This is a genomic window from Acinetobacter sp. WZC-1 (genome assembly GCF_052544965.1).
This window is the reverse complement of record NZ_CP199370.1, coordinates 667626-688552: the sequence shown is the minus strand read 5'-3', so window position 1 is coordinate 688552 and position 20927 is coordinate 667626. Positions and strand designations below refer to the sequence as shown.

The window sequence follows — 20927 nt, the reverse complement described above, 5'->3', positions numbered from 1 at the left end:
TTACTCGTCGTCACCTTTTTTACCACCTGACTGGAATTTGGAAATGATGCCGTCAGCCACGTTACGTGGAGTCTCTGCATATTTGGCAAATTCCATTGAATATGTCGCACGCCCCTGAGACATGGAACGCATCTGAGTTGCATAACCGAACATCTCAGCAAGCGGAACTTCAGCACGGATGGCTTTGGTACCACCAGGCAGATCATCCATCCCCTGAACCATACCACGACGACGGTTTAAGTCACCCATGATATCGCCCATATAGTCTTCCGGCGTTTCAACTTCAACTTTCATGATCGGTTCAAGTAACACAGGATCTGCTTTCATGAAACCATCACGGAAGGCATAGGAACCCGCCATTTTGAACGACAATTCGTCAGAGTCGACATCATGGTAAGAACCATCATAAAGAACAGCCTTGACGCCCACAATTGGGTAACCGGCAAGAACACCATTCTTCATACGTTCCTGAATACCCTTGTCAACTGCACCAAAGAATTCCTTCGGTACCACACCGCCGACAACTTCTTCCGCAAATTCGTAATCTTTACCTGCTTCAGGATCAAGCGGTTCCAGACGTACATAAACGTGACCGAATTTACCCTTACCACCTGTCTGACGAACAAACTTACCTTCCTGTTCCACAACCTTACGGATTGTTTCACGGTAAGCAACCATCGGTTTACCAATGTTTGCCTCAACACCGAATTCACGCTTCATACGGTCAACGATAATGTCCAGGTGAAGTTCACCCATCCCCGCAATAATGGTCTGACCTGATTCTTCATCAGTACGAACACGGAATGATGGATCTTCTTTGGCCAGACGCCCTAAAGCGATTGACATTTTTTCCTGGTCAGCCTTGGTCTTGGGTTCAACCGCCAGTGCGATTACCGGCTCAGGGAATTCCATACGTTCAAGTGTAATGATGTTTTTCTCATCACACAGTGTATCACCCGTGGTTACGTCTTTCAGACCCACACACGCAGCAATGTCACCCGCACGGATTTCATCCAGATCCTGACGTTCATTGGCATGCATCTGTACGATACGACCAATACGTTCACGCTTGGATTTAACCGGGTTATAAACTGCATCACCCTGTTTCAGTACGCCGGAGTAAACACGGACGAACGTCAGGTTACCCACGAATTTGTCATTCATGATTTTGAATGCAAGCGCAGAGAACGGTGCTTCATCAGATGCTTCACGGGATGCTTTGGTTTCTGCCTTGTCATCCAGAACCCCTTCAATCGCCTTCACTTCAGTCGGTGATGGCAGGAACTGAATCACGGCATCCAGCATACGCTGAACACCCTTGTTTTTAAATGCAGAACCACACAGCATCACCTGAATTTCAGACGCCAGTGTACGCGCACGCAAACCTGCAATGATATCTTCTTTGGAAAGATCACCCTCTTCCAGGTATTTGTCCATCAGCTCTTCTGATGCTTCTGCAGCGGCTTCAACCATGTTGGTACGCCATTCAGCAGCAGTATCCGCCAGGTCAGCAGGAATGTCACCGTATTCAAACTTCATACCCTGAGATGCTTCATCCCAGATGATCGCTTTCATTTCGATCAGGTCAACAACCCCCTGGAAAATATCTTCTGCACCGATTGGCACAACGATAGGCACCGGGTTCGCACCAAGGCGTGTTTTCATTTGTTCAACAACACGGAAGAAGTTGGCACCGGTACGGTCCATCTTGTTCACAAATGCCAGACGCGGCACTTTGTATTTGTTTGCCTGACGCCATACGGTTTCAGACTGAGGCTGTACACCGCCCACTGCACAGTAAACCATGCACGCACCGTCAAGCACACGCATGGAACGTTCCACTTCAATGGTGAAATCAACGTGTCCCGGGGTGTCAATAACGTTAATACGGTGCTGCTGAAACTGGTTGCCCATACCGGACCAGAAACATGTTGTTGCAGCAGAAGTAATGGTAATACCACGTTCCTGCTCCTGTTCCATCCAGTCCATTGTTGCTGCACCATCATGTACTTCACCAATTTTATGGGATACACCGGTGTAGAACAAAATACGTTCAGTTGTTGTTGTTTTACCTGCATCAATGTGCGCAGAGATACCAATGTTACGGTAACGAGAAATTGGGGTTTGACGAGCCATGATTTCTTGCATTCCTAAATTTTGTTTGTTTAAAACAGGACGCTTTAAGCTGACGACAACTTAAAGCGATTAGATGACAAAGCTATGAAATGTCTGCATCTTTCCTGATTAAGGCCTGTTTTAGCCGCTTAGAAGCGGTAGTGAGAGAAAGCTTTGTTGGCTTCAGCCATACGGTGCACATCTTCACGTTTTTTGATCGCTGAGCCTTTACCTTCAGCTGCGTCAAGCAACTCTCCGGCAAGACGTAACGCCATGGTTTTTTCAGAACGCTTAGCAGCAGCGTCTACCAACCAGCGCATCGCCAGGGCAGTACGACGGGATGGGCGCACTTCCATAGGAACCTGATAAGTAGCACCACCTACACGGCGTGCCTTCACTTCGACCATTGGACGAACTTTTTCAAGCGTTGCTTCAAAAAATTCAACCGGATCTACTTTGTTTTTTTCCTGAACACGTTCCAGCGCACCGTAAACGATACTTTCAGCGATGGATTTTTTACCATCCTGCATCACGTGGTTCATGAATTTAGCGATTGTTTGGCTGCCGAACTTAGGATCCGGAAGGATTTCACGGGCAGCGACTACGCGACGTCTTGGCATTTTAATACACCTATAAATATGACACTTCAGGTTGATCCAGCATGAGTACAAAGTGTCATGTACTATTCGCTGGCCTTACTACACGTCGCTTGAATTTCACAGAAATATATGCAGAAATCAGACAAGCGAAACGATAAAGCAATACGGATTTTAATCCTTTAAGAAGCTGTTCTTAAAAAGATTACTTCTTAGGACGTTTAGCACCGTATTTGGAGCGTGACTGATTACGATCCTTAACACCTGCGCAGTCCAGTGAACCACGAACGGTATGGTAACGTACACCCGGTAAGTCTTTAACACGACCACCACGGATAAGCACAACACTGTGCTCCTGTAAGTTATGACCTTCACCACCGATATAGCTGGACACTTCAAAACCTGAAGTCAGGCGTACACGACAAACCTTACGCATTGCTGAGTTCGGTTTTTTAGGTGTAGTGGTATATACACGTGTACATACACCACGGCGTTGCGGACAAGCCTTCAACGCAGGAACTTTGGATTTTTCAACCAAAGTTGTGCGACCCTTACGGATCAACTGATTTGTTGTTGCCATATGGCAATTCTCCCGTTATGAAATAGCCTCAAAAAATACCACTTTTTGAGGGCATGCAATTGTACGCCAGGAACCGGAAATGGTCAACATTCAACACCGTGTAAATACCGGTCTCGACAATAGATGCCGTCTTTCTGAACGGATGATCCATATGCAGCACACACGCCCTTATTGCTCTGTCTTTTTCACCGCCGGGCCAGTCTGATCGGCCCCACCAGAAACAGTGCTGTTACGCGTAGCACGTTTTTTTGTTACTGTTTTTTGCGCGGCTTCCGCATTGGACGCAGCGGCTGTTTTCCTGCTGCCTGTGGTTACAGCCGCCTTCGCAGTCGTTTTACGCACAGCAGCCCCCTGTCGTTTATTTTTTGAATTCTGCTGAGGCTGTGCACCCGTCTGTGTACTGCTTCCGACCTGTTTTTTGCGCGGCGCCGCTTGCAGGCTTACCGTTTCGTCACTGACAGTTTTCTGATCCGGTTCAGCCACCTGACCGGCATCAGCAGTATTTTTCAGCTGCTGTGGTTGCTGTTCGGTCTGTACATCAACAGGCGCAGACAATAACGCAACCGACTGTAACTGTACGGCTTTTTCATAGACTGCCCATGTTCCTGCTCCTGCCTGCCCGGGATGCTGCAATAAATACTGACGGGCCAGTGAAAATACACGATCTGCCTGATCAGTTGCATCATCAACCAGTTTCCAGCTGTATACAGCACTGATGCCCATGCTGACCAGTGGGGTCAGTCTGGAAAGCCCGTTCAGTCGGGGCACATGACCCAGCCAGGACCATTTCGCCGTACCGTCTTCACTGAAGAACCATCTTCGCAGAATCTCAGTATTATTTCCCGAGCCCAGCAACTGCTGTAACTGACTGACATCATGCGTCTGGGTCATACTGGCAACATTACGCACTACAGCAAGCAGCGCCTGTTTTTCGGCCACAGCCCCCAGATCAATCTGTTTAAAAATATATTCAACCACTTCATGGTCATCGGGTTTCAGCTCAAAGCCATACGCGCGCCCGGTCTGATAAATGCTTCGCAATGCCAGGGCGATGGACGCAGGGACATCAATGGCCGCCCCAATGACACCCCCTCCTCCGGACAGTGCGCCCAGCAAGCCGGCAATCAGCTTATTCTGACTGGCAATGGTTCGTGTAATCCGCCGGGAACGCGCAGGGTCCTGAACCAGCTCAGATAAATTCTGCACCCCGGTCTCACGTAACAGGGCATCCACAGAACTGAGCTTTGAAACAAAATCATTTAATTGATCAAAAAAATAATCGGATAATTTGTCATTCAACTGCGGAGAAATAAACGATGCAATCTGATTGACTCTTTTATAATGGCGACCAAATAGCTGACTGGAGACTTTTGGCAGATGCTCACGCATCATCTGCTGAGGGTGATCATAGTGTTTCTTCTCAAAAGCAGCTTTTTCACGTACTTCGCCTTCCAGCACCTGAGCCTTGTCTGATGCCTGAAATGTACTGACTGTTCCCGGCGCAACATGGTTCAGGGCATTCAGGCCCACGGCGCTGAACTTTTTAGCCACTCCAAACGCACTGGAAATTAAACCGCGTGATGGTCTGTTACTGGAATCTGCCATTTCTCCCCCCGCATTCTTCTGTTTCCGTATTGCCTGTAAATACTAGGCGCAGTCCGGATTGAACACAACTTTAATCTGTATCTTACAGGTTTATTTCCGTGAACATATCTGCACACCGTACTTTGCTTCAACAGACATGGATTTGCCATAAGAATTTAAAATTGTTTCTGCTATGATGGATGATAATTTCAGGTAGATCATCTGCTGACGGGCAGTCATGCCGGGAAATCACACTGTATGATATTCAGAACATGACTGGCACAGATTCAAATCACACCATAAAGGGAACTGTATAAATGAAACGTGTTGTAATTACTGGCATGGGCATTAATTCATGTATTGGTAACGCCCTGGACGAAGTCAGGCACTCACTTGAACATGGTATCGCCGGTACACGTTTTAACCCGACTTATGCTGAGCTGAATTTTAAAAGCCACGTCAGTGCAGCAGCCGAACAGAATTTTGACAACATTGACCGCAGACTCAAGCGCTTTATGGGTGTCTGTGCAATGTATGCCTATAATGCAGCCGTTGCCGCCGTGGAACATGCCGGTCTGACGGTTGAGCAACTGGGCGGAAATCCACGTTATGGCATTGCCGGTGGTTCAGGCGGTAACTCAACGGCATCGGTTGCGGAAATGGTCAAACTGCTGGAAGAAAAAGGCGCCCGTAAAATCGGACCGTTTTTTGTGCCGCGCAACATGTCCAATACCATCACGGCCAATGTAGGTGTCGCCTTTAAACTGCAGGGGATTGCACATTCCATTACCAGTGCCTGTGCCACTTCAGCCGATGCAATTGGCTATGCCTATAATCTGATTCAGATGGGCAAACAGGATTTAATGCTGGCCGGTGGCGGCGAAGAAGACCACTGGTCGCAGAGTCTGCTGTTTGATGCCATGGGCGCACTGTGCTCAAAATATAATGATGTTCCGGAAACAGCTTCACGGCCCTATTCAAAAGACCGCGATGGTTTTGTGATTGCCGGTGGCGGTGGCTTTGTGGTGCTGGAATCGCTGGAACATGCACAGGCGCGTGGTGCAGACATTCTTGCAGAAGTCGTCGGCTATGCAGCAAACAGCGACGGTGCCGACATGGTTGCACCCTCAGGAGAAGGCGCGACCCGTTGTATACTGATGGCACTGGAAGAAGCAAAACAACATGGTGTCGACAAGATTGATTATGTCAATACGCACGGTACATCCACCCCTGCCGGTGACGTCACGGAGCTTCAGGCCATGGCACGTGCATTTGGCGAAGGCCAGGTGCCGCCGCTCAGCTCCACCAAGTCCATGACCGGTCACAGCCTGGGGGCAGCCGGTGTACAGGAAGCCATTTATGCCATTCTGATGATGCAGCATAATTTTATTGCACCCAATATTAATGTCACTGAACTGGATGAAGGTGCAGCAGCATTTGATGTCGTGCTTGAAAAGCGTGATGCAACACTGAATGCGGTCATGAGCAACAGTTTTGGTTTTGGCGGGGTCAATGCCTGCCTCGTTTTCAGAAAATGGGCAGATGCCTGAGAGCAGGATCATTCATGGATGCAGCTTCAGATGCTTTCCTGTGGGTAAAAGCACTCCATATTATTGCCGTAGTCTGCTGGTTTGCAGCCTTATTTTATTTACCCCGTCTGTACGTGTACCATGCCATGAGTGATGACGCCGTCAGTCATCAGCGTTTTGAAATCATGGAGCGTAAGCTGTACCGTGGTATTATGTGGCCTTCAATGATTGCCACCCTCATCACGGCGCACTTCCTGGTGGCCTGGGGAGATGCGACCCGTCACTATCACCAGGCGTTGTGGTTTTACCTGAAAGTCGGCTTAGTCGGTTTATTGGTCATCTATCATTTTATCTGCGGCTATTACCGCAAAAAACTGATTGGCAATGCACATTATAAATCGCACAGATTCTGGCGTTTTTTTAATGAAATGCCAACGCTGATTTTATTTGCCGTGGTGATTCTGGTGGTGGTCAAACCACAGTTTTAAACCCCGGCAACCATCCTGCAACAACACAGCAGTTATCATGGTCATACATCGCCATAATATCTGCCTGGCTGCGCAGAGTATCGGAGACATCCACTGATCTCAGATCAGCAGAATTCAATGCTGCTGATCCAGTACAAAACTTCCCCGGGTATTTACCATCCTTTCCTTAAGAACAGCTCATGACTTAAAACGCAATAAAAACTTCAGCATGCGATCTGCAAACTTTCCATAAGGCGGCGCCAGAAACTTCATTCCCGAAAACCACGCCTGATAAAAGACAGGCCTTAATTTAGAAAACAACAGAAATCCTTCATGGCCATGATAATGCCCCATACCACTGGCACCAACCCCACCAAAAGGTAAATCCAGCTGACTGACATGAAACAGCGCATCATTTACAGACACGCCACCTGACATGATATTTTCCACATAGAAACTCACCAGGGATTTGTCATGACTGAATGGGTAAAACGCAAGAGGATGATCACGCCGGGCAATATAATCGACCACCTGTTGTTGATCCTGATAGGTTTTGACCATTAGAACCGGCCCGAATGTTTCCCGGGTATCAATCTCCATTGTATCGTTACTGTTCAGCACCAGTATCACAGGAAACTTGCGATTTTCTGCATCGGGCTGCTGATTACTGAGGTTAATCACTGTTGCACCTTTTGCTTCTGCATCTGCCAGACAATGCATCAGCCGATTAAAAGCAGTGTCATCAATAATGGAGGTGTAGTCCCTGCTCTGAATATCCGGAACATGCTTGTTTACCCAGTTCTGTGCATGATGAATAAACATATCCTGTTGCGACTCATGCACAAATAAGTAGTCCACATTGGTACAGATCTGGCCTGCATTGAACTGTTTTACAAACATAATCCGTTCAGCTGCCGTCGACATGGGATAACTCGGGTCAATCACCGCCGGGGATTTTCCGCCCAGTTCAAGCGTGACCGGGGTCAGATTGGCAGCGGCAGCGGCCATGACTTTGCGGCCTGTAGCACCTGAACCAGTAAAAATAAGATGATCAAAGGGTAACTTTGAAAAAGCAATACCGACCGTACCGGTTTCCTCAAAAAACTGTAATTTTTCAGGCGGGAAATATTGCGGCACCAGCTGTATGAGCAATCGGGTCAGATTACGGGAGTTTTCCGACATCTTTACCATTGCCCTGTTTCCCGCTGCAAAGACTGCTGAAAGTTGGGAGAAGGCTAAATTGACCGGAAAGTTCCAGGGAGTAATCAGCCCGATCACCCCCAGCGGCTGGGGGATAACCCGGTTTCTGGCACCAAAATACATGGTCTGATCCACTTTGCGCTTTTGCACCTTCATCCATTTTTTCAGATGCTTTAAGCTATGATTTATATCATCGCTGGCAATAATAATTTCGGCCAATAAGGTTTCGTGTCTGGAGCGATTGCCATAATCCTGACTGATCGCATCCATCAGTGCATCACGATTATCCAGAATCAGCGCCTTTAAATTAAGCAGGTGCTGGCATCGTTCTGCATAGGATTCAACACCGCTACTCTGAAAATCTGCACGCTGCAACGCCAGACACTGTGATAACTGCTGTTCAATTTGCGAGGTATCCATCTGTGTTTCCATCCCTGTTTTTCCGCTGTGGGAATCAATATGACTCATGCCCTTCCAGCATGAATCGGGCTGAGTTTATTTCCTGAAATTTACATTAACAAAATGCTTGCACTTTATTTGACATTTCAGGACATCTATTTTTCAGACCTTCGGTTGCGATATTGATTTTAACGCAGATATGAATGCCCTCTTATTTCCCAACTGCTTTTTTTACAGCACAAACCTCACTTAAATGAAAATCTGATTGATCAGCCAGCAACTTGCCACCCAGACCTCAAAAAAACTGCATGATGAAATGATACTGATTGAAAGCTCCATTCGGAAACTGCTGGCCACAGGAGAATGCAACAAGCAGAATATTGCACTCTGTGCCGGCATACATCCGAAAAAGTTACAGCGACTATTGAAGGAACATGACACCAGTTATCGTAATTTGCTGGAAGACATCCACAAACAGGAGGCTCTGCGAATGCTGGACGATGAGTCGATCAGCATGACAGACTTGGCACTGTGAACGGAAACTCCGAGCTGTCCATTTTCAGTCGCCGCTTCCAGGACTGGTTAGTATGGCACCGACCCAATGGAAGGACCGGTATCAGTCCACAGTGCATCCCGAATAAAATCAGTATTGAACCGCAGCCGCCAGCAGGTTTCACATGCCCCAATAAAAGAGCAACTCCAATGAAAAAGGCGCAATACAGCGCCTTTTTCAGATTTCCGGGTTATTTTTTACATTACAATGTCAGACATCAAGCCGGAATACGCAGCACCTGTCCTGGAAAAATGTCATCTGCATTTTTCAGCAATGGACGATTTGCTTCAAAAATTTTGTTGTACTGATTCGCATCACCATAAAATTCCTTTGAAATCTTCGACAGATTATCTCCGGATTTCACCGTATAAAACTTACTTTCCGGCTCTGGTGTCGCAACCGTCATCTGATCATCCACTTTGGCAACATGATCAATATTCCCAACGGCCAGAATAATTTTTTCACGATCTGCCTGGCTTTGTACCTGACCCTGAATGGTTGCCTGATCCGTGGTGCTGTTATAGCTGACAGAAAGGCCGCTGACCGGTAAACCCAATGCCTTGATATACCCCAGCAATTTGTTGGCAATCTCCTGAGCAGATGGCTCAGCCGGTGTTGCAGGCGCAGCCTGCTGTTCAGCCGGTGCTGTATTTTTCTTACCAATGCCTTTAACGAAATCAAAAAGACCCATTGTATTTCTCCGTATTTTTATCGGTGATGTTTAAAATCTATCGCTCTATTTTTATACCGAATATCCACTCAGCAAAAGGTTGTCTTTGGTAAGGCAAACGTAACAATGTGTAATTATAGTTTTGATTTCAAATAAAAAAAGCCATCTGTAACGATGGCTTTTACAACAACATGGCTGTCAATCCAGTGCATTAACCCAATTTTTTACTAATGTAATCAATGGCAGATTGCACTGTTGTGATTTCATTAGAGTCTTCGTCGGGAATGGTAATGTCAAAATCGTTTTCAAAAGACATGACCAGTTCGACCAGATCCAGGGAATCAGCGCCCAGGTCATCCATGAAAGATGCTTCGTTTTTAATCTCTTCAGCTTTCATACCAAGTTGTTCGGCAACCGCTTGTTTAACGCGTTGTTCGATATCGCTCACAGGAATTCTCCTCATTGCTTGTGGCGTTTTAATAATTACCACTAGTTTAATTGAATATGGAAATTTTTCAAAGTTTATCCATGGGATTAAGCCATGAATAAACCACCATTTACGTGTAACACTGTACCTGTGATGTAAGCAGCCCTGTCTGAAGCCAGGAAGCTGACCGCATCTGCAATATGCTGCGGCTCTCCCAGACGGTTCAGCGCCACCTGATCACTCATTTTTTTACGGATGTCTTCACTTAACTGCTCAGTCATTTCTGTGGCAATAAAGCCCGGTGCAATACAATTGACGGTAATCTGGCGACTGCCCATCTCTTTTGCCAGACTGCGGCTGAATGCTTCAATACCGGCTTTGGCCGCAGAATAATTGGCCTGCCCCGGATTGGCAAAATGTGCAACCACGGAACTGATATTAATAATCCGGCCGGCACGTGCCCTGGTCATTCCCTTCAACACCCGTTTTGACAGACGGAAAACCGCCTTTAAATGAATATTGAGAATGTCATCCCAGTCATCTTCCGACATCCGCAGCAATAAATTATCCCGGGTAATGCCGGCATTATTGACCAGTACCATGACTGAACCGTATTTTTGTTCAATATCCGATACCAGGGCATCAATTGCCGTGCCATCCCGTACATCCAGTACCGCACCGGCCCCCTGCTGTGCAAACTGGGCAGTCAGTTTTTCTGCACCGGCTGCTGAGGTTGCAGTGCCCACAACAAAACAACCATCCTGAATCAACTGCTGAGCGATGGCTGCGCCAATCCCTCTGCTTGCACCGGTCACCAGTGCAACCTTATATTCCTGTGTCATGCAATTTTCCCTTCTGCAACCATAATCACATTCAGTGCATCTTCCAGCCGACTCTGAGTATCCACTGGAAATGCCTTTTCAATATCCGGCAAGCGTTTCGCAAGATTGGCCAATACATTACCCGGACCACATTCCACCACATAGCGAATGCCCTGATCCTGTAAATACTGCATGCTGCGGGTCCACTGTACCGGCTGATACAACTGCGCGGTTAACGCCTGACGCAATTGCGTCACATCTGTCGCAATAGCCGCGTTGACATTTTGTATTACAGGAATGACAGGCAACTCAATGGCCGTTTGTTCCAGTGCCTCAGCAAATTTTTCTGCAGCCGGTTTCATGAGTGAACAATGTGAGGGAACTGAAACCGGAAGCGCAATGGCTTTCCCAGACTGCTCTTTTGCCAGTGTCATAACCTGCTGGACCAGTGCTGCCGAACCGGCAATCACCACCTGCCCCTGTGCATTATAATTTGCAGCTTCCACCGCAGCTGCTGCATGGGCGCCTGCCTGCCCGGACACCTGTCGACACAGTGCAACCACCTGTTCATCGGATAACCCCAGAATCGCCGCCATGGCACCTTCACCCTGTGGTACAGCAGACTGCATCAGTTTGCCACGTAGATTCACCAGTTTCACGGCATCCGTCAGTGTCATGGCCTCTGCGGCCACCAATGCACTGTATTCACCCAGTGAATGCCCGACAAGGTATTTCGGGGCAATACCGCCCAGTTCCAGCCATACTCGCCATAATGCGATACTGGCGGTCAACAGAACCGGCTGGGTGTTTTGTGTCTGATCCAGGCCTTCACCGCTCTGTGCAATATGCCACAGGTCATGACCCAGCGCCTGAGAAGCTTCAGAGAAAGTTTGCTGCACACCAGCAAACTGTTCTGCAAGATCAGCCAGCATTCCGGTTTTCTGCGAACCCTGACCAGGGAATAAAAATGCAGTTTTCGTTGCCTGAGCCATTTGCCCAAGTCGTTTAGCAGACATATTTGTGTCCTTTACTCTTGCTCAGCCCGTTGCCAATGCAGCAATTTAACATTAAATACCGGTGTTTTTAATTGCGAAATACAACAAAAAGGGAGCTTACGCTCCCATTTTTTCTACTCAGTCTGACACTTAATGCATACGCTGATGCAGTATCACTTATTCAGCATCAGCTGATTTTGTGAATAACTGGCGACCACGATAGAAACCATCCTTAGTCACATGGTGACGACGGTGAGTTTCACCTGTAGTCTGGTCTACGGTTAATGCACTCTCAGTCAAAGCGTCATGTGAACGGCGCATGTCACGGCGAGAGCGACTTTTACGGTTTTGCTGAACGGCCATGATGGCTCCTTACAAAGATCGAAAAAATGGATCAGAACAAATTCAGTTGTCTTATACCGGCAGTATAACACAAATCAGTTAAGTTTACCCTTCAGACTGGCCAGGACTTCAAACGGGTTATCCCGCTTGTTTTCCATGACAGCCTCAACGGCAGGTTGATGCTTATGCTCACAAACGTCATGTTTCGGCGACAAGGGCATCAACAATAGCAATTCATCTTCTATCAGCGATAGTAAATTGACGGATGCAGGGGTATCCATATCACCCTTGATCGTCGCTTCACTTTCACCCAGCACGATGAAATCAGCATCTTCATCCAGGCGCTCTACCAGAGATTCGTCATCCACCAGCGCCAGATGAAAATCTGAGTTCAGCGTGATTTCAACCGGATTCAGACAGCGCTGACACTCCATTGGAACTTTCGCTTCGACAGAACCATCCAGCCATACAATACGATGATACGCATCCATTGATAGCTTACAGTCTATACGGATCAATTGATCATCAATTGATCCAACAGCTTCACGGGAAATGCGAACAAAGCGTGACAATGGCAGGGTACCTGACCATGTAAAGCCCTGTTCAGCCCATTTAAACGGCTCAATCTGTGCCGGAAAAGTATTTGCTGACATAATTAAGGCGGCAATTCTACAAATTCATCGGTACTCTGTCAAAGATTATAAGATACAATTTTGTACTTATTCAGACAGATCATTTGGTAATTCAGCTCATGCATCAGTTGCAGCTGCAATCTGAAGTCATCACTTCATTACATTCAACCCCGGACACTCCGGTATATCCTGCGCCTGTCCAGCATTCAGCATGGATGGGGCTGCAAACAGAAGCTCAGCAGGTCGAGTGGCTTATCTTACACTTTAATCGGTGGTTTTCCCACTTAAATGTGACACTGATCCGGGGCAATGCCGAACCTGAATATTTTCCGGCAACATCTGACCGGCCTGCCCGGATTCAGTTTGCCCACGGCTTTTTTAACAGCGCACTGCATGAGATCAGTCACTGGAGCATTGCCGGTGACAAGCGGCGGCAACTGGCAGACCTGGGATACTGGTATACACCGGATGGTCGTACCGCAGAGCAACAACAGCTATTTGAACAAGTCGAGGTGAAACCACAGGCCATCGAATGGTTATTTGCCACAGCCTTTGGTCGGAAATTCCGTGTATCGCTGGATAATCTGACCGGTGAAGGCAGTGACGGATCTGCATTTAAAAATAATGTGCATGCACAGGTTCAGCGTTATTTGAATGGTCAGACAAAGCTGCCACGTGATGCCCGGTACTTTATTGCATGTGTCTGTGCCTGTACCCGTGATGACCGGCCCCTGCAAAGTCATGAATTCCGCCGTGAAATGCTGGACTAAGCGGCAGGATTTCAACGGACTGACATTGCAACATTTTCCCGATTCAAGCGATAATCTGCTGAAAATATATCAGGAGAGAATCATATGCTGCATTTAAGAGTACATCCTGACAATCCTCAGCCACGACTGATCAGCCAGGCGGTGGAACACATCCGCGCCGGAGATGTTGTGATCTATCCAACCGATGCCGCCTATGCCATCGGCTGCCAGATCGGCAACAAGCATGCCATGGAACGCATTAGCCAGCTGCGTGGTCTTGGGCCCAAACACCAGTACGCCATTCTCTGCGCAGACTTATCTGATATTGCCACGTATGCCCGGGTGGACAATGCCATGTACCGGCTGCTCAAAGCCAATACGCCGGCAGTCACCACCTTTATTTTACCGGCCACCAGTGAAGTCCCCCGCCGTTTAATTCATCCCCGAAAAAAAACCATTGGTCTGCGGGTGCCCCGTAATCCAATCTGTCAGATGCTGTTGCAGGAACTGGGCGAGCCGCTGTTAACCAGCACCCTGATTCTGCCAGGTCAGCATGATCCGCTGGATGATCCTTTTGATATTGTGCAGCAACTTGAAAAACGCATTGATGTGTTTATTGACAACGGGCTGGGCACCTTAAGCACCACGAGTATTGTCGACCTGTCCGGGGTGAATCCTGAAATTGTGCGCCGTGGTGTCGGAGATGTCAGTGCTTTTGAATAAGTGCTGTTAAACCCAGACACTTAAATCAGTGTGTTTTAAATAGATATTGGTCTATCAAAGCGTGCTATACAATTTAATAAAATCACTCAGCGTAATTTTCTGCTGACCATCTGCATCGAAATTCTCCGGTTTCAACCAGTCCAGATAGGCCTTCTGCAAGGCAGGCCACTCTTCATCCAATATGGAAAACCATGCCGTGTTCCGGTTACGACCCTTGCTCATGCGATCCTGACGGAATACACCTTCAAACTGAAAACCGAAACGCTCCGCTGCCCGTTTTGAAGGTTCATTCAGATTGTCGCATTTCCATTCCACCCGGCGAAAGCCCTGATCAAAACAGGCCTGTAATAACAAATGGAGGGTTTCTGTAGAGGCCCGACTGCGTTTCATCTGATGTGAAAAATACACATTTCCCACCTTAATGGCCCGTTGTTCCGATCGTGGATTCAACAGCGCAATCCATCCCAGTACTTTATGGTCAACCTCAATCAGATAATGCACCGATTTCGGAAAGTTAAAATTATTTTTCAGGGCTGTCTCCAGCTGAATGGAAAAATCAAAGCCACTATAGGGCAAATAAGTCCAGCAACTTTTATCCGGCTCAGTTTCAACAACCTGCCATAAATATGAATAAGGCATGTTTTTAAATATTGCACTGTCAATCAGCCGCAATGTCACAGACACCCCTGCCAGGGTTTCCGGCTTAAACTGAACTGCACCGGATGGAACGACTTTCAGTCCGACTTTTTGCCCGAATTCGTTCATTTCTATTTTTTGATAGTTCAACATTCTGCTGCTTCATCAAGAGCCTGTTCAAAATCATCATACGCATTTTCCCACTCCCTGCTTTATGCAAATGGTTAAAAAATGCAAAAATATGCCGGAAGTCTGCCAAATAAAACTGGGCGCCATCGCCCATTACTGGAATATTCTCTTTTTATTTTCAGGTTTTTTACCATTTTCCCGATTTAATAATTTATTCAGATCAGTTTTTACTTTAGAATGAAAAACGTTGTAACCGCTGTTCGATCTTTATTTTTTTGCTGACTGATGTCTGACACATGAGTTCCGGAAAGTGATTTTTCGAATCGCCCCAAACATGCTTTTGAAAATTCGCGTGGCTAAAAACAGTAATGACTCAGGCAATCCATGACCGTCTGGAACAGATCCCGCACATTCGTGTTCTGGATGAATGGCAGGACTCCATCCCGGCGGATTTATATATCCCTCCTGCTGCATTCGAAATTCTGCTGGAACATTTCGAAGGACCACTCGACTTTTTAATTTATCTGATTCAGCAAAACGGTTTTGACCTTTTACAACTGGATATTGCCCCGATTGCTGCCCAGTATTTATCCTACATGGACAGCATGAAATCCCTGAACATTGAACTCACTGCCGATTATATGGTGATGGCAGCCCTGCTGGCGGACCTGAAATCGCGCTTGTTACTGCCCAAACCGCAGACCCCCAGCCCTGAGAAAGATCCCCGCCAGGAACTGATTGACCGGCTGGAAACTTATTTACGGATTAAACAGGCCGCGGAACATCTTGGGCAGATGCCTGTGCTGGAACGTGATACCTTTCCTGCTGCGGTTGCCCTGAGTCAGATTGCCATTGCCCATGAAGGCTATGAAGCAGAAAGCCTGCGTGATGCCCTGTGTTGTATTTTTAACCGGCCTGAACCGGTCACACATAAAATCGAACAGGAACCCGTATTACTGGAAGAGCGGATTTTCCATATTGAGCAACTGCTGAATTCAGGTGCAACACTCAGTTTTGGACAATTACTGAAACCGAGTCAGGGGCGTATGGGCATGGTGGTGACCTTTATGGCCATTCTTGAACTGAGCCGTCAGCAGAAAATCAGTATTGTGTCCACAGGTGTTGAAACAGCCCTGACCATCCGGGGAGTACAGGCATGACCATCGATCAGCACAGCAGTTTTCATGCAGATGAGTTGCATCATGAGGTGCTCATGCAACTGGAAGCCATTATTTTTGTCAGTGATGCGCCGATATCCATTGCCCGTCTGAAAGAGGCCTTTCAGGGCCAGTATTCAAAACAGCAATTACGTCAGTATCTGCAACAACTTGCTGTGCTGCAGCATGGCCGTTCCGTTGAACTGGTGGAAACAGCCCAGGGCTATCGCTTTCAGGTACGCAGCAAATATCGTAATATCATTGGTCAGATCTGGCCGGAACGTCCGGCAAAACTGTCGCCATCACTGCTTGAAACCGTTGCAGTGGTTGCCTACCATCAACCGGTTACCCGAGCCGATATTGAACAAATTCGGGGTGTTACCAATAACAGTCAGATTCTCCGGACCCTGTTTGAATGGAACTGGATTAAGGAATCCGGATTCCGGGAACTTCCGGGAAGACCTGCGTTGTTAGTCACAACGCCACAATTTTTAAATGCTTTTGGTCTGGTTTCACTGGACCAGTTGCCTCCCCTTCAGGATGCCAGGGAAGCGTTTATGGCACTGGATGCGCAAGCACCCAAATCATAAACAGGTGAACTGTTGATCATTATTTCTAAGGTTATGCTGTCATGAGTGAAAAATTGCAAAAGGTACTCGCACGGGTTGGTTTAGGTTCCCGCCGTTATATGGAGGAAGTCATTGCTGCCGGTCGTGTGAGTGTCAATGGGCAGGTTGCTCAGGTGGGCGAACGGATTGAACCGGGCGATGAGCTTCGCATCGATGGTCGTAAGGTTCAGTTCCAGATTGAAGATGAAATCCGTCGCCGTGTTCTGATTTACTATAAACCTGAAGGTGAAATCTGCTCCCGTAATGACCCGGAATCACGTCCGACTGTGTTTGATCATCTTCCACCGATCAGCAATGACCGCTGGGTGATGGTGGGCCGCCTGGATATTAACTCCACCGGTCTGTTACTGTTTACCAATGATGGTGAACTGGCCAACCGTTTAATGCACCCGTCCAATGAAATTGAACGTGAATATGCCGTACGTGTCATGGGAGAAGTGACACCTCAGCTGCGTCAGAACATGATGAACGGCGTGGTACTGGATGATGGCCCGGCCAGGTTTGAATCTTTTTCTGAAATCGGCGGTGAAGGAATTAACCGCTGGTATCAGGTGGTGGTCAAGGAAGGCCGTAACCGTGAAGTCCGCCGTATATTTGAATCCCAGGGCTTAAAAGTCAGCCGCTTACTGCGTACCCGTTATGGTACGGTAATTTTACCGCGGGAACTTCGCACCGGCCGCTGGATTGAACTGGACAGAGCGGAAATTGATAATCTGGCCAAAAGTGTTGAACTGAAACCCCGCCAGGGCACCGGCTTGTTTGGTATGGCAAAACGCCGGACTGAACGCATGCAGGAAAAACCGATGTCCGCACGCCGTGGCGGTTATTTACGCCAGCAACGCCGTGACAATGACATTCATCCGGAGCAGGAAAAAGAGACTCATCAGCGCAGTTCAGCTGCAGGAAAACCACCCGGCATAAAGAACAATTTTAACCGCTGATTCATCCACCATAAAAAATGCCTCAGATCTGAGGCATTTTTTTATTGCCCGGAAAATCAGTTAACGCGGCATCCACTGTTGTTGCAGCTGCTGATATTCACCGTTGGCCTGACTCAGATGCAGCCACTGATCCACATACATTTTCCAGGACATATCATTCTGCGGCAATAAATAGGCTTTTTCACCATATTGCAGCGGCTGATCCGGCCGGACCGCACACAACCCCGGTTTTTGCTTCTGCTGATACAGCGCTTCGGAGGTGTCCGTGATCATTACATCGGCTTTTTTATCCAGCAATTTATCAAAAATGGTGATGTTATCCGAGAACTCCAGACTGGCCTGCGGCAGATGCTCACGTACATAGGCTTCATTGGTGCCCCCTGCCGGCTCAATGAGCCTTACCTCAGCACGGTTCATCTGGGCAACAGTCTGATATTTCTGCTGGTCTTCACAGCGCACCAGCGGAATTTTTCCATCCACGCCCAGCGGCGAAGAATACCACGCCGTCTGCTGTCGTTTCAGGGTCACGGAAACACCACCCATGGCAATATCACACTGCTGTGCCTGAAAATCCTGCATCAGGGTTTTCCAGCTGACCGGGATAAAATTCACTTTTGCATCCAGGCTTCTGGCAAGCGACTGTGCCATGGCAATGTCGAGTCCTTCATATTGCTTCTGATCATTCAGGAAGCTATACGGTTTATAGTCTCCGGTGGTACAAACCTTCAAGGTCTTATTTTTCAGCACATCATCCAGATGTGAAGTCTGCGCCCACGGCTGTTGCGCACTGAACACAGCCGTCAGGATAAAAGCAGTGTAATATCTGATTTTCATGTGAACACCCTCATTGAATGAACGGACAGAGGTGCGGCATCCCGACTGGCTTTTGTTCGCAAACAGTCATGAATATCAACAGTCTCTGATCTGTATCATTGAAAAGCCATTTATGGTGATGCCTGATATTCAGCTTTGTTTGCCTGCCCATAATACGTAAAGTTCCGGTTCCGGGCCAGGTTTTAACTGAATAAATTCCAGACCCTGCTGCTGCCGGGGTTCTGCCCTGAGCTGAATGGCAATGTTTTCTGTTGACAGTCCGAAGGGTTCTGCATCCTGATTTGAATAGGCATAGACAATACGCTCAATACCCGTCATCCGCATGGCCGCCAGACACATTGGACAAGGCTGCCCGCTTGCATAAACCGTACAGCCTTTCAATGAAATACTTTGCAGCACGTGACAAGCCTCACGCACAGCCTGTAATTCTGCATGGGCAGTGGGATCATTGGTCTGCAGGATCTGATTGACCCCACGGCTGATCACTGCATCATTTTTCACAATAACAGCACCAAATGGGCGCCCACCGGACTGTACATTCTGCTCTGCCAGCTGAATGGCCTGCTGGATGTAATCCATGTCTGCCATGATTGATCTCCTTAAATAAAACCCGATTAAATTTTTACAACCGAATGAAACGGCCGGGGTATCCATATCATTTCTGACGATTGAAACAGTGAACGCATTATATGAGCGTAAAACCATACTGGGTCCGGCTGATTTTATCAGTCGCTATCCTGTGTATCCGTGTGTCCTGATACACAGGATCCATTGCTCTTTCCAGCTGACAGGACAGGAATCTCCATCCACTGCGCATCCGGGAAATGTTCAGTCAACCGACCCTGAAGATAAGTCGCAGCATCCCTGGAAATCAGCTCATCCTGCGATTCATCGTTCAGATTATAAGCCAGTGCATACAATTCAATGCCCCGCACTTTTAAGGCTTCCAGACTCAGCAGGGTATGATTGATACTGCCCAGCCGCCCGGAACTCACCAGAATCACCGGAAATTTTCTTTGCTGAATATAGTCAATCGTGAGTAAATGCCGGGTTAGCGGCACCATCAGGCCACCGGCACCTTCCAGTAAAACTGCCTCATAGTTTTCAGCGAGCTGTCGGGTAGCCTGCTCAATTTTTTCAAAATCAATGTCCCGGCCATCCAGTTGACTTGCCAGATGCGGTGAGGCCGGATAGCTGAAAATCTCCGGCATGGTCAGCCGGGTCTCATCTTCCGGGAACCACCCCATGCCCATCAGGTCACGATGCTGTTCAATATCTTCTGAAACATCAGTATTGCCGGTCTGAATCAGTTTCTGGGTAATGGTTTTTTTACCCATCTCATTCCATAATCTGGCAATATAGCCGGTTGCAAAGGTTTTACCAATACCGGTATCAATCCCGCTCACAAAATAGACGGGTGCTGTCATGGTTTTCTCCGGGCAATACAATAGATGGGATGGTAACTCAGCGGATAACGCAGATGAGCATGCGGCGCTGATGCATCAGACTGCAGGAACTGGGCATAAGCCTGATAAAACTGCTCCAAGCCCTGTCGGGTCCAGCGATATCCGCCGGCAGTGGCAGTCACTCCGGTGGCCTTTAAATGCTGCAAGATCTGCTGAGGATGTTCAAAAGTCAGCGTTTCGATCTGTTCAGACAAATGCAGAGTCTCAAATCCCTGTCGGATTAATTGCTCCCGGATGCTTTCAATATCATCATAATCCAGTCCCTGACCCGTCAGGGTTTTAATTTCCCGCAGATTCTGCGGTCCAAATGTGGAAAAACACAAATAGCCGCCCTCAGTCAGGGCAGCTGCGGATTTTCTGAAAATTTCCTCGAGCCGGGTCATCCATTGCAGCGCAGAACTGGACACAATCATATTCAGCTGCTCCGGAAAGGTGAGTTGTTCTATGTCACCCATCCACCATTGCAACTGCTGATCTGCTGGAAAATGCTGCTGTACCCCGTCATACAGATCATTCAATATCAACCGGCTGATCTGAAAATCATGCTGAATTAACCGGGTCAGATTGCCTGACCCACAGCCAATTTCAAAAACACGCTCAAAAGCAGCCTGCGGAAGGCAGGCATGCATAAGATGCAACACATGATGAACAATCTGTTTCTGTACAATGGCATGCCGGGCATAGCTGTGCCCTGCCTGGGAAAAACGCAGTGCCACCCGGGATTTATTAATGCCGGCATTATTCACGCGTTAT

The 20927-nt window shown here is 47.7% G+C and carries 24 protein-coding genes; 8 read left to right on the top strand and 16 right to left on the bottom strand.

Annotated features, from left to right (window positions below; translation table 11 throughout):
- The 4 genes from fusA to ACT6PV_RS03295 all read right to left on the bottom strand — a co-directional run bounded on the left by fusA (window position 1) and on the right by ACT6PV_RS03295 (window position 4896).
- Window positions 1-2136, bottom strand: coding sequence for an elongation factor G (fusA, locus tag ACT6PV_RS03310; protein WP_445115070.1), 2136 nt, complete (start codon window positions 2134-2136; stop codon window positions 1-3).
- A 128-nt stretch (window positions 2137-2264) separates the two neighbouring features.
- The gene (gene rpsG / locus ACT6PV_RS03305; RefSeq protein WP_445115069.1) at window positions 2265-2735 is read right to left on the bottom strand and encodes a 30S ribosomal protein S7; all 471 of its coding nucleotides are present in this window, start codon (window positions 2733-2735) and stop codon (window positions 2265-2267) included.
- Window positions 2736-2916: 181 nt separating this feature from the next.
- Window positions 2917-3291, bottom strand: coding sequence for a 30S ribosomal protein S12 (gene rpsL, locus ACT6PV_RS03300; protein ID WP_000246374.1), 375 nt, complete (start codon window positions 3289-3291; stop codon window positions 2917-2919).
- Window positions 3292-3459: 168 nt separating this feature from the next.
- Window positions 3460-4896: an EcsC family protein gene (locus ACT6PV_RS03295; RefSeq protein WP_445115068.1), complete on the bottom strand. Its 1437-nt coding sequence runs from the start codon at window positions 4894-4896 to the stop codon at window positions 3460-3462.
- Window positions 4897-5192: 296 nt separating this feature from the next.
- Between ACT6PV_RS03295 and ACT6PV_RS03290 the strand changes: the two genes are divergently transcribed.
- Window positions 5193-6425 carry a beta-ketoacyl synthase N-terminal-like domain-containing protein gene (locus ACT6PV_RS03290; protein ID WP_445115067.1) on the top strand — a complete coding sequence of 411 codons (1233 nt, stop codon included), beginning with the start codon at window positions 5193-5195 and terminating at the stop codon, window positions 6423-6425.
- 14 nt (window positions 6426-6439) lie between these two features.
- A complete protein-coding gene (gene hemJ, locus ACT6PV_RS03285; protein WP_445115066.1) occupies window positions 6440-6892 on the top strand; it encodes a protoporphyrinogen oxidase HemJ in 453 nt (150 codons plus the stop codon).
- A 177-nt stretch (window positions 6893-7069) separates the two neighbouring features.
- Here hemJ and ACT6PV_RS03280 read toward each other — a convergent pair whose 3' ends face one another.
- The gene (locus ACT6PV_RS03280) at window positions 7070-8539 is read right to left on the bottom strand and encodes a coniferyl aldehyde dehydrogenase (RefSeq protein WP_445115065.1); all 1470 of its coding nucleotides are present in this window, start codon (window positions 8537-8539) and stop codon (window positions 7070-7072) included.
- Between the two features lie 196 nt (window positions 8540-8735).
- Here ACT6PV_RS03280 and ACT6PV_RS03275 point away from each other — a divergent pair, with 196 nt between their 5' ends.
- On the top strand, window positions 8736-9005 hold the full coding sequence (locus tag ACT6PV_RS03275; protein WP_445115064.1) for a hypothetical protein: 270 nt from the start codon (window positions 8736-8738) through the stop codon (window positions 9003-9005).
- Between the two features lie 235 nt (window positions 9006-9240).
- On the opposite strand, the gene lysM is transcribed toward ACT6PV_RS03275, so the two are convergent.
- The 6 genes from lysM to ACT6PV_RS03245 all read right to left on the bottom strand — a co-directional run bounded on the left by lysM (window position 9241) and on the right by ACT6PV_RS03245 (window position 12931).
- Window positions 9241-9714 carry a peptidoglycan-binding protein LysM gene (gene lysM / locus ACT6PV_RS03270; RefSeq protein WP_445115063.1) on the bottom strand — a complete coding sequence of 158 codons (474 nt, stop codon included), beginning with the start codon at window positions 9712-9714 and terminating at the stop codon, window positions 9241-9243.
- 190 nt (window positions 9715-9904) lie between these two features.
- Window positions 9905-10141, bottom strand: coding sequence for an acyl carrier protein (gene acpP, locus ACT6PV_RS03265; RefSeq protein ID WP_445115062.1), 237 nt, complete (start codon window positions 10139-10141; stop codon window positions 9905-9907).
- Between the two features lie 86 nt (window positions 10142-10227).
- Window positions 10228-10962 (bottom strand): 3-oxoacyl-ACP reductase FabG, encoded by a 735-nt coding sequence (fabG, locus tag ACT6PV_RS03260; protein ID WP_445115061.1) that lies wholly within the window; start codon window positions 10960-10962, stop codon window positions 10228-10230.
- Entirely contained in the window at window positions 10959-11957 is a 999-nt protein-coding gene (gene fabD, locus ACT6PV_RS03255; RefSeq protein ID WP_445115060.1) for an ACP S-malonyltransferase, read from the bottom strand. The genes fabG and fabD overlap by 4 nt, the downstream gene beginning before the upstream one ends.
- Window positions 11958-12113: 156 nt before the next feature.
- Window positions 12114-12299, bottom strand: a complete 186-nt coding sequence (gene rpmF, locus ACT6PV_RS03250; RefSeq protein ID WP_445115059.1) for a 50S ribosomal protein L32 — start codon at window positions 12297-12299, stop codon at window positions 12114-12116.
- 74 nt (window positions 12300-12373) lie between these two features.
- Window positions 12374-12931, bottom strand: a complete 558-nt coding sequence (locus ACT6PV_RS03245; RefSeq protein WP_445115058.1) for a YceD family protein — start codon at window positions 12929-12931, stop codon at window positions 12374-12376.
- Window positions 12932-13029: 98 nt separating this feature from the next.
- Here ACT6PV_RS03245 and ACT6PV_RS03240 point away from each other — a divergent pair, with 98 nt between their 5' ends.
- Both ACT6PV_RS03240 and ACT6PV_RS03235 read left to right on the top strand, forming a co-directional pair.
- Entirely contained in the window at window positions 13030-13680 is a 651-nt protein-coding gene (locus ACT6PV_RS03240; protein ID WP_445115057.1) for an elongation factor P hydroxylase, read from the top strand.
- An 84-nt stretch (window positions 13681-13764) separates the two neighbouring features.
- The gene (locus tag ACT6PV_RS03235) at window positions 13765-14382 is read left to right on the top strand and encodes an L-threonylcarbamoyladenylate synthase (RefSeq protein WP_445115056.1); all 618 of its coding nucleotides are present in this window, start codon (window positions 13765-13767) and stop codon (window positions 14380-14382) included.
- Window positions 14383-14436: 54 nt separating this feature from the next.
- Here the strand turns inward: ACT6PV_RS03235 and ACT6PV_RS03230 are convergent, their stop codons facing one another.
- Window positions 14437-15171, bottom strand: coding sequence for a GNAT family N-acetyltransferase (locus ACT6PV_RS03230; RefSeq protein WP_445115055.1), 735 nt, complete (start codon window positions 15169-15171; stop codon window positions 14437-14439).
- Window positions 15172-15515: 344 nt separating this feature from the next.
- Between ACT6PV_RS03230 and ACT6PV_RS03225 the strand changes: the two genes are divergently transcribed.
- Genes ACT6PV_RS03225 through rluB form a run of 3 tightly spaced genes read left to right on the top strand, consistent with a single transcriptional unit; the run spans window position 15516 to window position 17874 of the window.
- The gene (locus ACT6PV_RS03225; protein ID WP_445115054.1) at window positions 15516-16307 is read left to right on the top strand and encodes a segregation and condensation protein A; all 792 of its coding nucleotides are present in this window, start codon (window positions 15516-15518) and stop codon (window positions 16305-16307) included.
- Entirely contained in the window at window positions 16304-16894 is a 591-nt protein-coding gene (gene scpB / locus ACT6PV_RS03220) for an SMC-Scp complex subunit ScpB (RefSeq protein ID WP_445115053.1), read from the top strand. Before ACT6PV_RS03225 ends, scpB begins: the two co-directional genes overlap by 4 nt.
- 41 nt (window positions 16895-16935) lie before the next feature.
- Window positions 16936-17874: a 23S rRNA pseudouridine(2605) synthase RluB gene (rluB, locus tag ACT6PV_RS03215; protein WP_445115052.1), complete on the top strand. Its 939-nt coding sequence runs from the start codon at window positions 16936-16938 to the stop codon at window positions 17872-17874.
- Between the two features lie 60 nt (window positions 17875-17934).
- Here rluB and ACT6PV_RS03210 read toward each other — a convergent pair whose 3' ends face one another.
- The 4 genes from ACT6PV_RS03210 to bioC form a co-directional block, all read right to left on the bottom strand.
- Window positions 17935-18708 (bottom strand): transporter substrate-binding domain-containing protein, encoded by a 774-nt coding sequence (locus ACT6PV_RS03210; protein WP_445115051.1) that lies wholly within the window; start codon window positions 18706-18708, stop codon window positions 17935-17937.
- 129 nt (window positions 18709-18837) lie between these two features.
- Window positions 18838-19296: a nucleoside deaminase gene (locus ACT6PV_RS03205; RefSeq protein ID WP_445115050.1), complete on the bottom strand. Its 459-nt coding sequence runs from the start codon at window positions 19294-19296 to the stop codon at window positions 18838-18840.
- A gap of 137 nt (window positions 19297-19433) precedes the next feature.
- A complete protein-coding gene (gene bioD / locus ACT6PV_RS03200) occupies window positions 19434-20135 on the bottom strand; it encodes a dethiobiotin synthase (protein ID WP_445115049.1) in 702 nt (233 codons plus the stop codon).
- Window positions 20132-20920, bottom strand: coding sequence for a malonyl-ACP O-methyltransferase BioC (gene bioC / locus ACT6PV_RS03195; RefSeq protein ID WP_445115048.1), 789 nt, complete (start codon window positions 20918-20920; stop codon window positions 20132-20134). Before bioC ends, bioD begins: the two co-directional genes overlap by 4 nt.
- Window positions 20921-20927: the final 7 nt, after the last annotated feature.

Bases quoted from the DNA above. Each gene is read 5' to 3' on its own strand.
- fusA (WP_445115070.1), bottom strand. From the start codon at position 2,136: ATGGCTCGTCAAACCCCAATTTCTCGTTACCGTAACATTGGTATCTCT.
- rpsG (WP_445115069.1), bottom strand. From the start codon at position 2,735: ATGCCAAGACGTCGCGTAGTCGCTGCCCGTGAAATCCTTCCGGATCCT.
- rpsL (WP_000246374.1), bottom strand. From the start codon at position 3,291: ATGGCAACAACAAATCAGTTGATCCGTAAGGGTCGCACAACTTTGGTT.
- ACT6PV_RS03295 (WP_445115068.1), bottom strand. From the start codon at position 4,896: ATGGCAGATTCCAGTAACAGACCATCACGCGGTTTAATTTCCAGTGCG.
- ACT6PV_RS03290 (WP_445115067.1), top strand. From the start codon at position 5,193: ATGAAACGTGTTGTAATTACTGGCATGGGCATTAATTCATGTATTGGT.
- hemJ (WP_445115066.1), top strand. From the start codon at position 6,440: ATGGATGCAGCTTCAGATGCTTTCCTGTGGGTAAAAGCACTCCATATT.
- ACT6PV_RS03280 (WP_445115065.1), bottom strand. From the start codon at position 8,539: ATGAGTCATATTGATTCCCACAGCGGAAAAACAGGGATGGAAACACAG.
- lysM (WP_445115063.1), bottom strand. From the start codon at position 9,714: ATGGGTCTTTTTGATTTCGTTAAAGGCATTGGTAAGAAAAATACAGCA.
- fabG (WP_445115061.1), bottom strand. From the start codon at position 10,962: ATGACACAGGAATATAAGGTTGCACTGGTGACCGGTGCAAGCAGAGGG.
- fabD (WP_445115060.1), bottom strand. From the start codon at position 11,957: ATGTCTGCTAAACGACTTGGGCAAATGGCTCAGGCAACGAAAACTGCA.
- rpmF (WP_445115059.1), bottom strand. From the start codon at position 12,299: ATGGCCGTTCAGCAAAACCGTAAAAGTCGCTCTCGCCGTGACATGCGC.
- ACT6PV_RS03245 (WP_445115058.1), bottom strand. From the start codon at position 12,931: ATGTCAGCAAATACTTTTCCGGCACAGATTGAGCCGTTTAAATGGGCT.
- ACT6PV_RS03240 (WP_445115057.1), top strand. From the start codon at position 13,030: ATGCATCAGTTGCAGCTGCAATCTGAAGTCATCACTTCATTACATTCA.
- ACT6PV_RS03235 (WP_445115056.1), top strand. From the start codon at position 13,765: ATGCTGCATTTAAGAGTACATCCTGACAATCCTCAGCCACGACTGATC.
- ACT6PV_RS03230 (WP_445115055.1), bottom strand. From the start codon at position 15,171: ATGTTGAACTATCAAAAAATAGAAATGAACGAATTCGGGCAAAAAGTC.
- ACT6PV_RS03225 (WP_445115054.1), top strand. From the start codon at position 15,516: ATGACTCAGGCAATCCATGACCGTCTGGAACAGATCCCGCACATTCGT.
- scpB (WP_445115053.1), top strand. From the start codon at position 16,304: ATGACCATCGATCAGCACAGCAGTTTTCATGCAGATGAGTTGCATCAT.
- rluB (WP_445115052.1), top strand. From the start codon at position 16,936: ATGAGTGAAAAATTGCAAAAGGTACTCGCACGGGTTGGTTTAGGTTCC.
- ACT6PV_RS03210 (WP_445115051.1), bottom strand. From the start codon at position 18,708: ATGAAAATCAGATATTACACTGCTTTTATCCTGACGGCTGTGTTCAGT.
- ACT6PV_RS03205 (WP_445115050.1), bottom strand. From the start codon at position 19,296: ATGGCAGACATGGATTACATCCAGCAGGCCATTCAGCTGGCAGAGCAG.
- bioD (WP_445115049.1), bottom strand. From the start codon at position 20,135: ATGACAGCACCCGTCTATTTTGTGAGCGGGATTGATACCGGTATTGGT.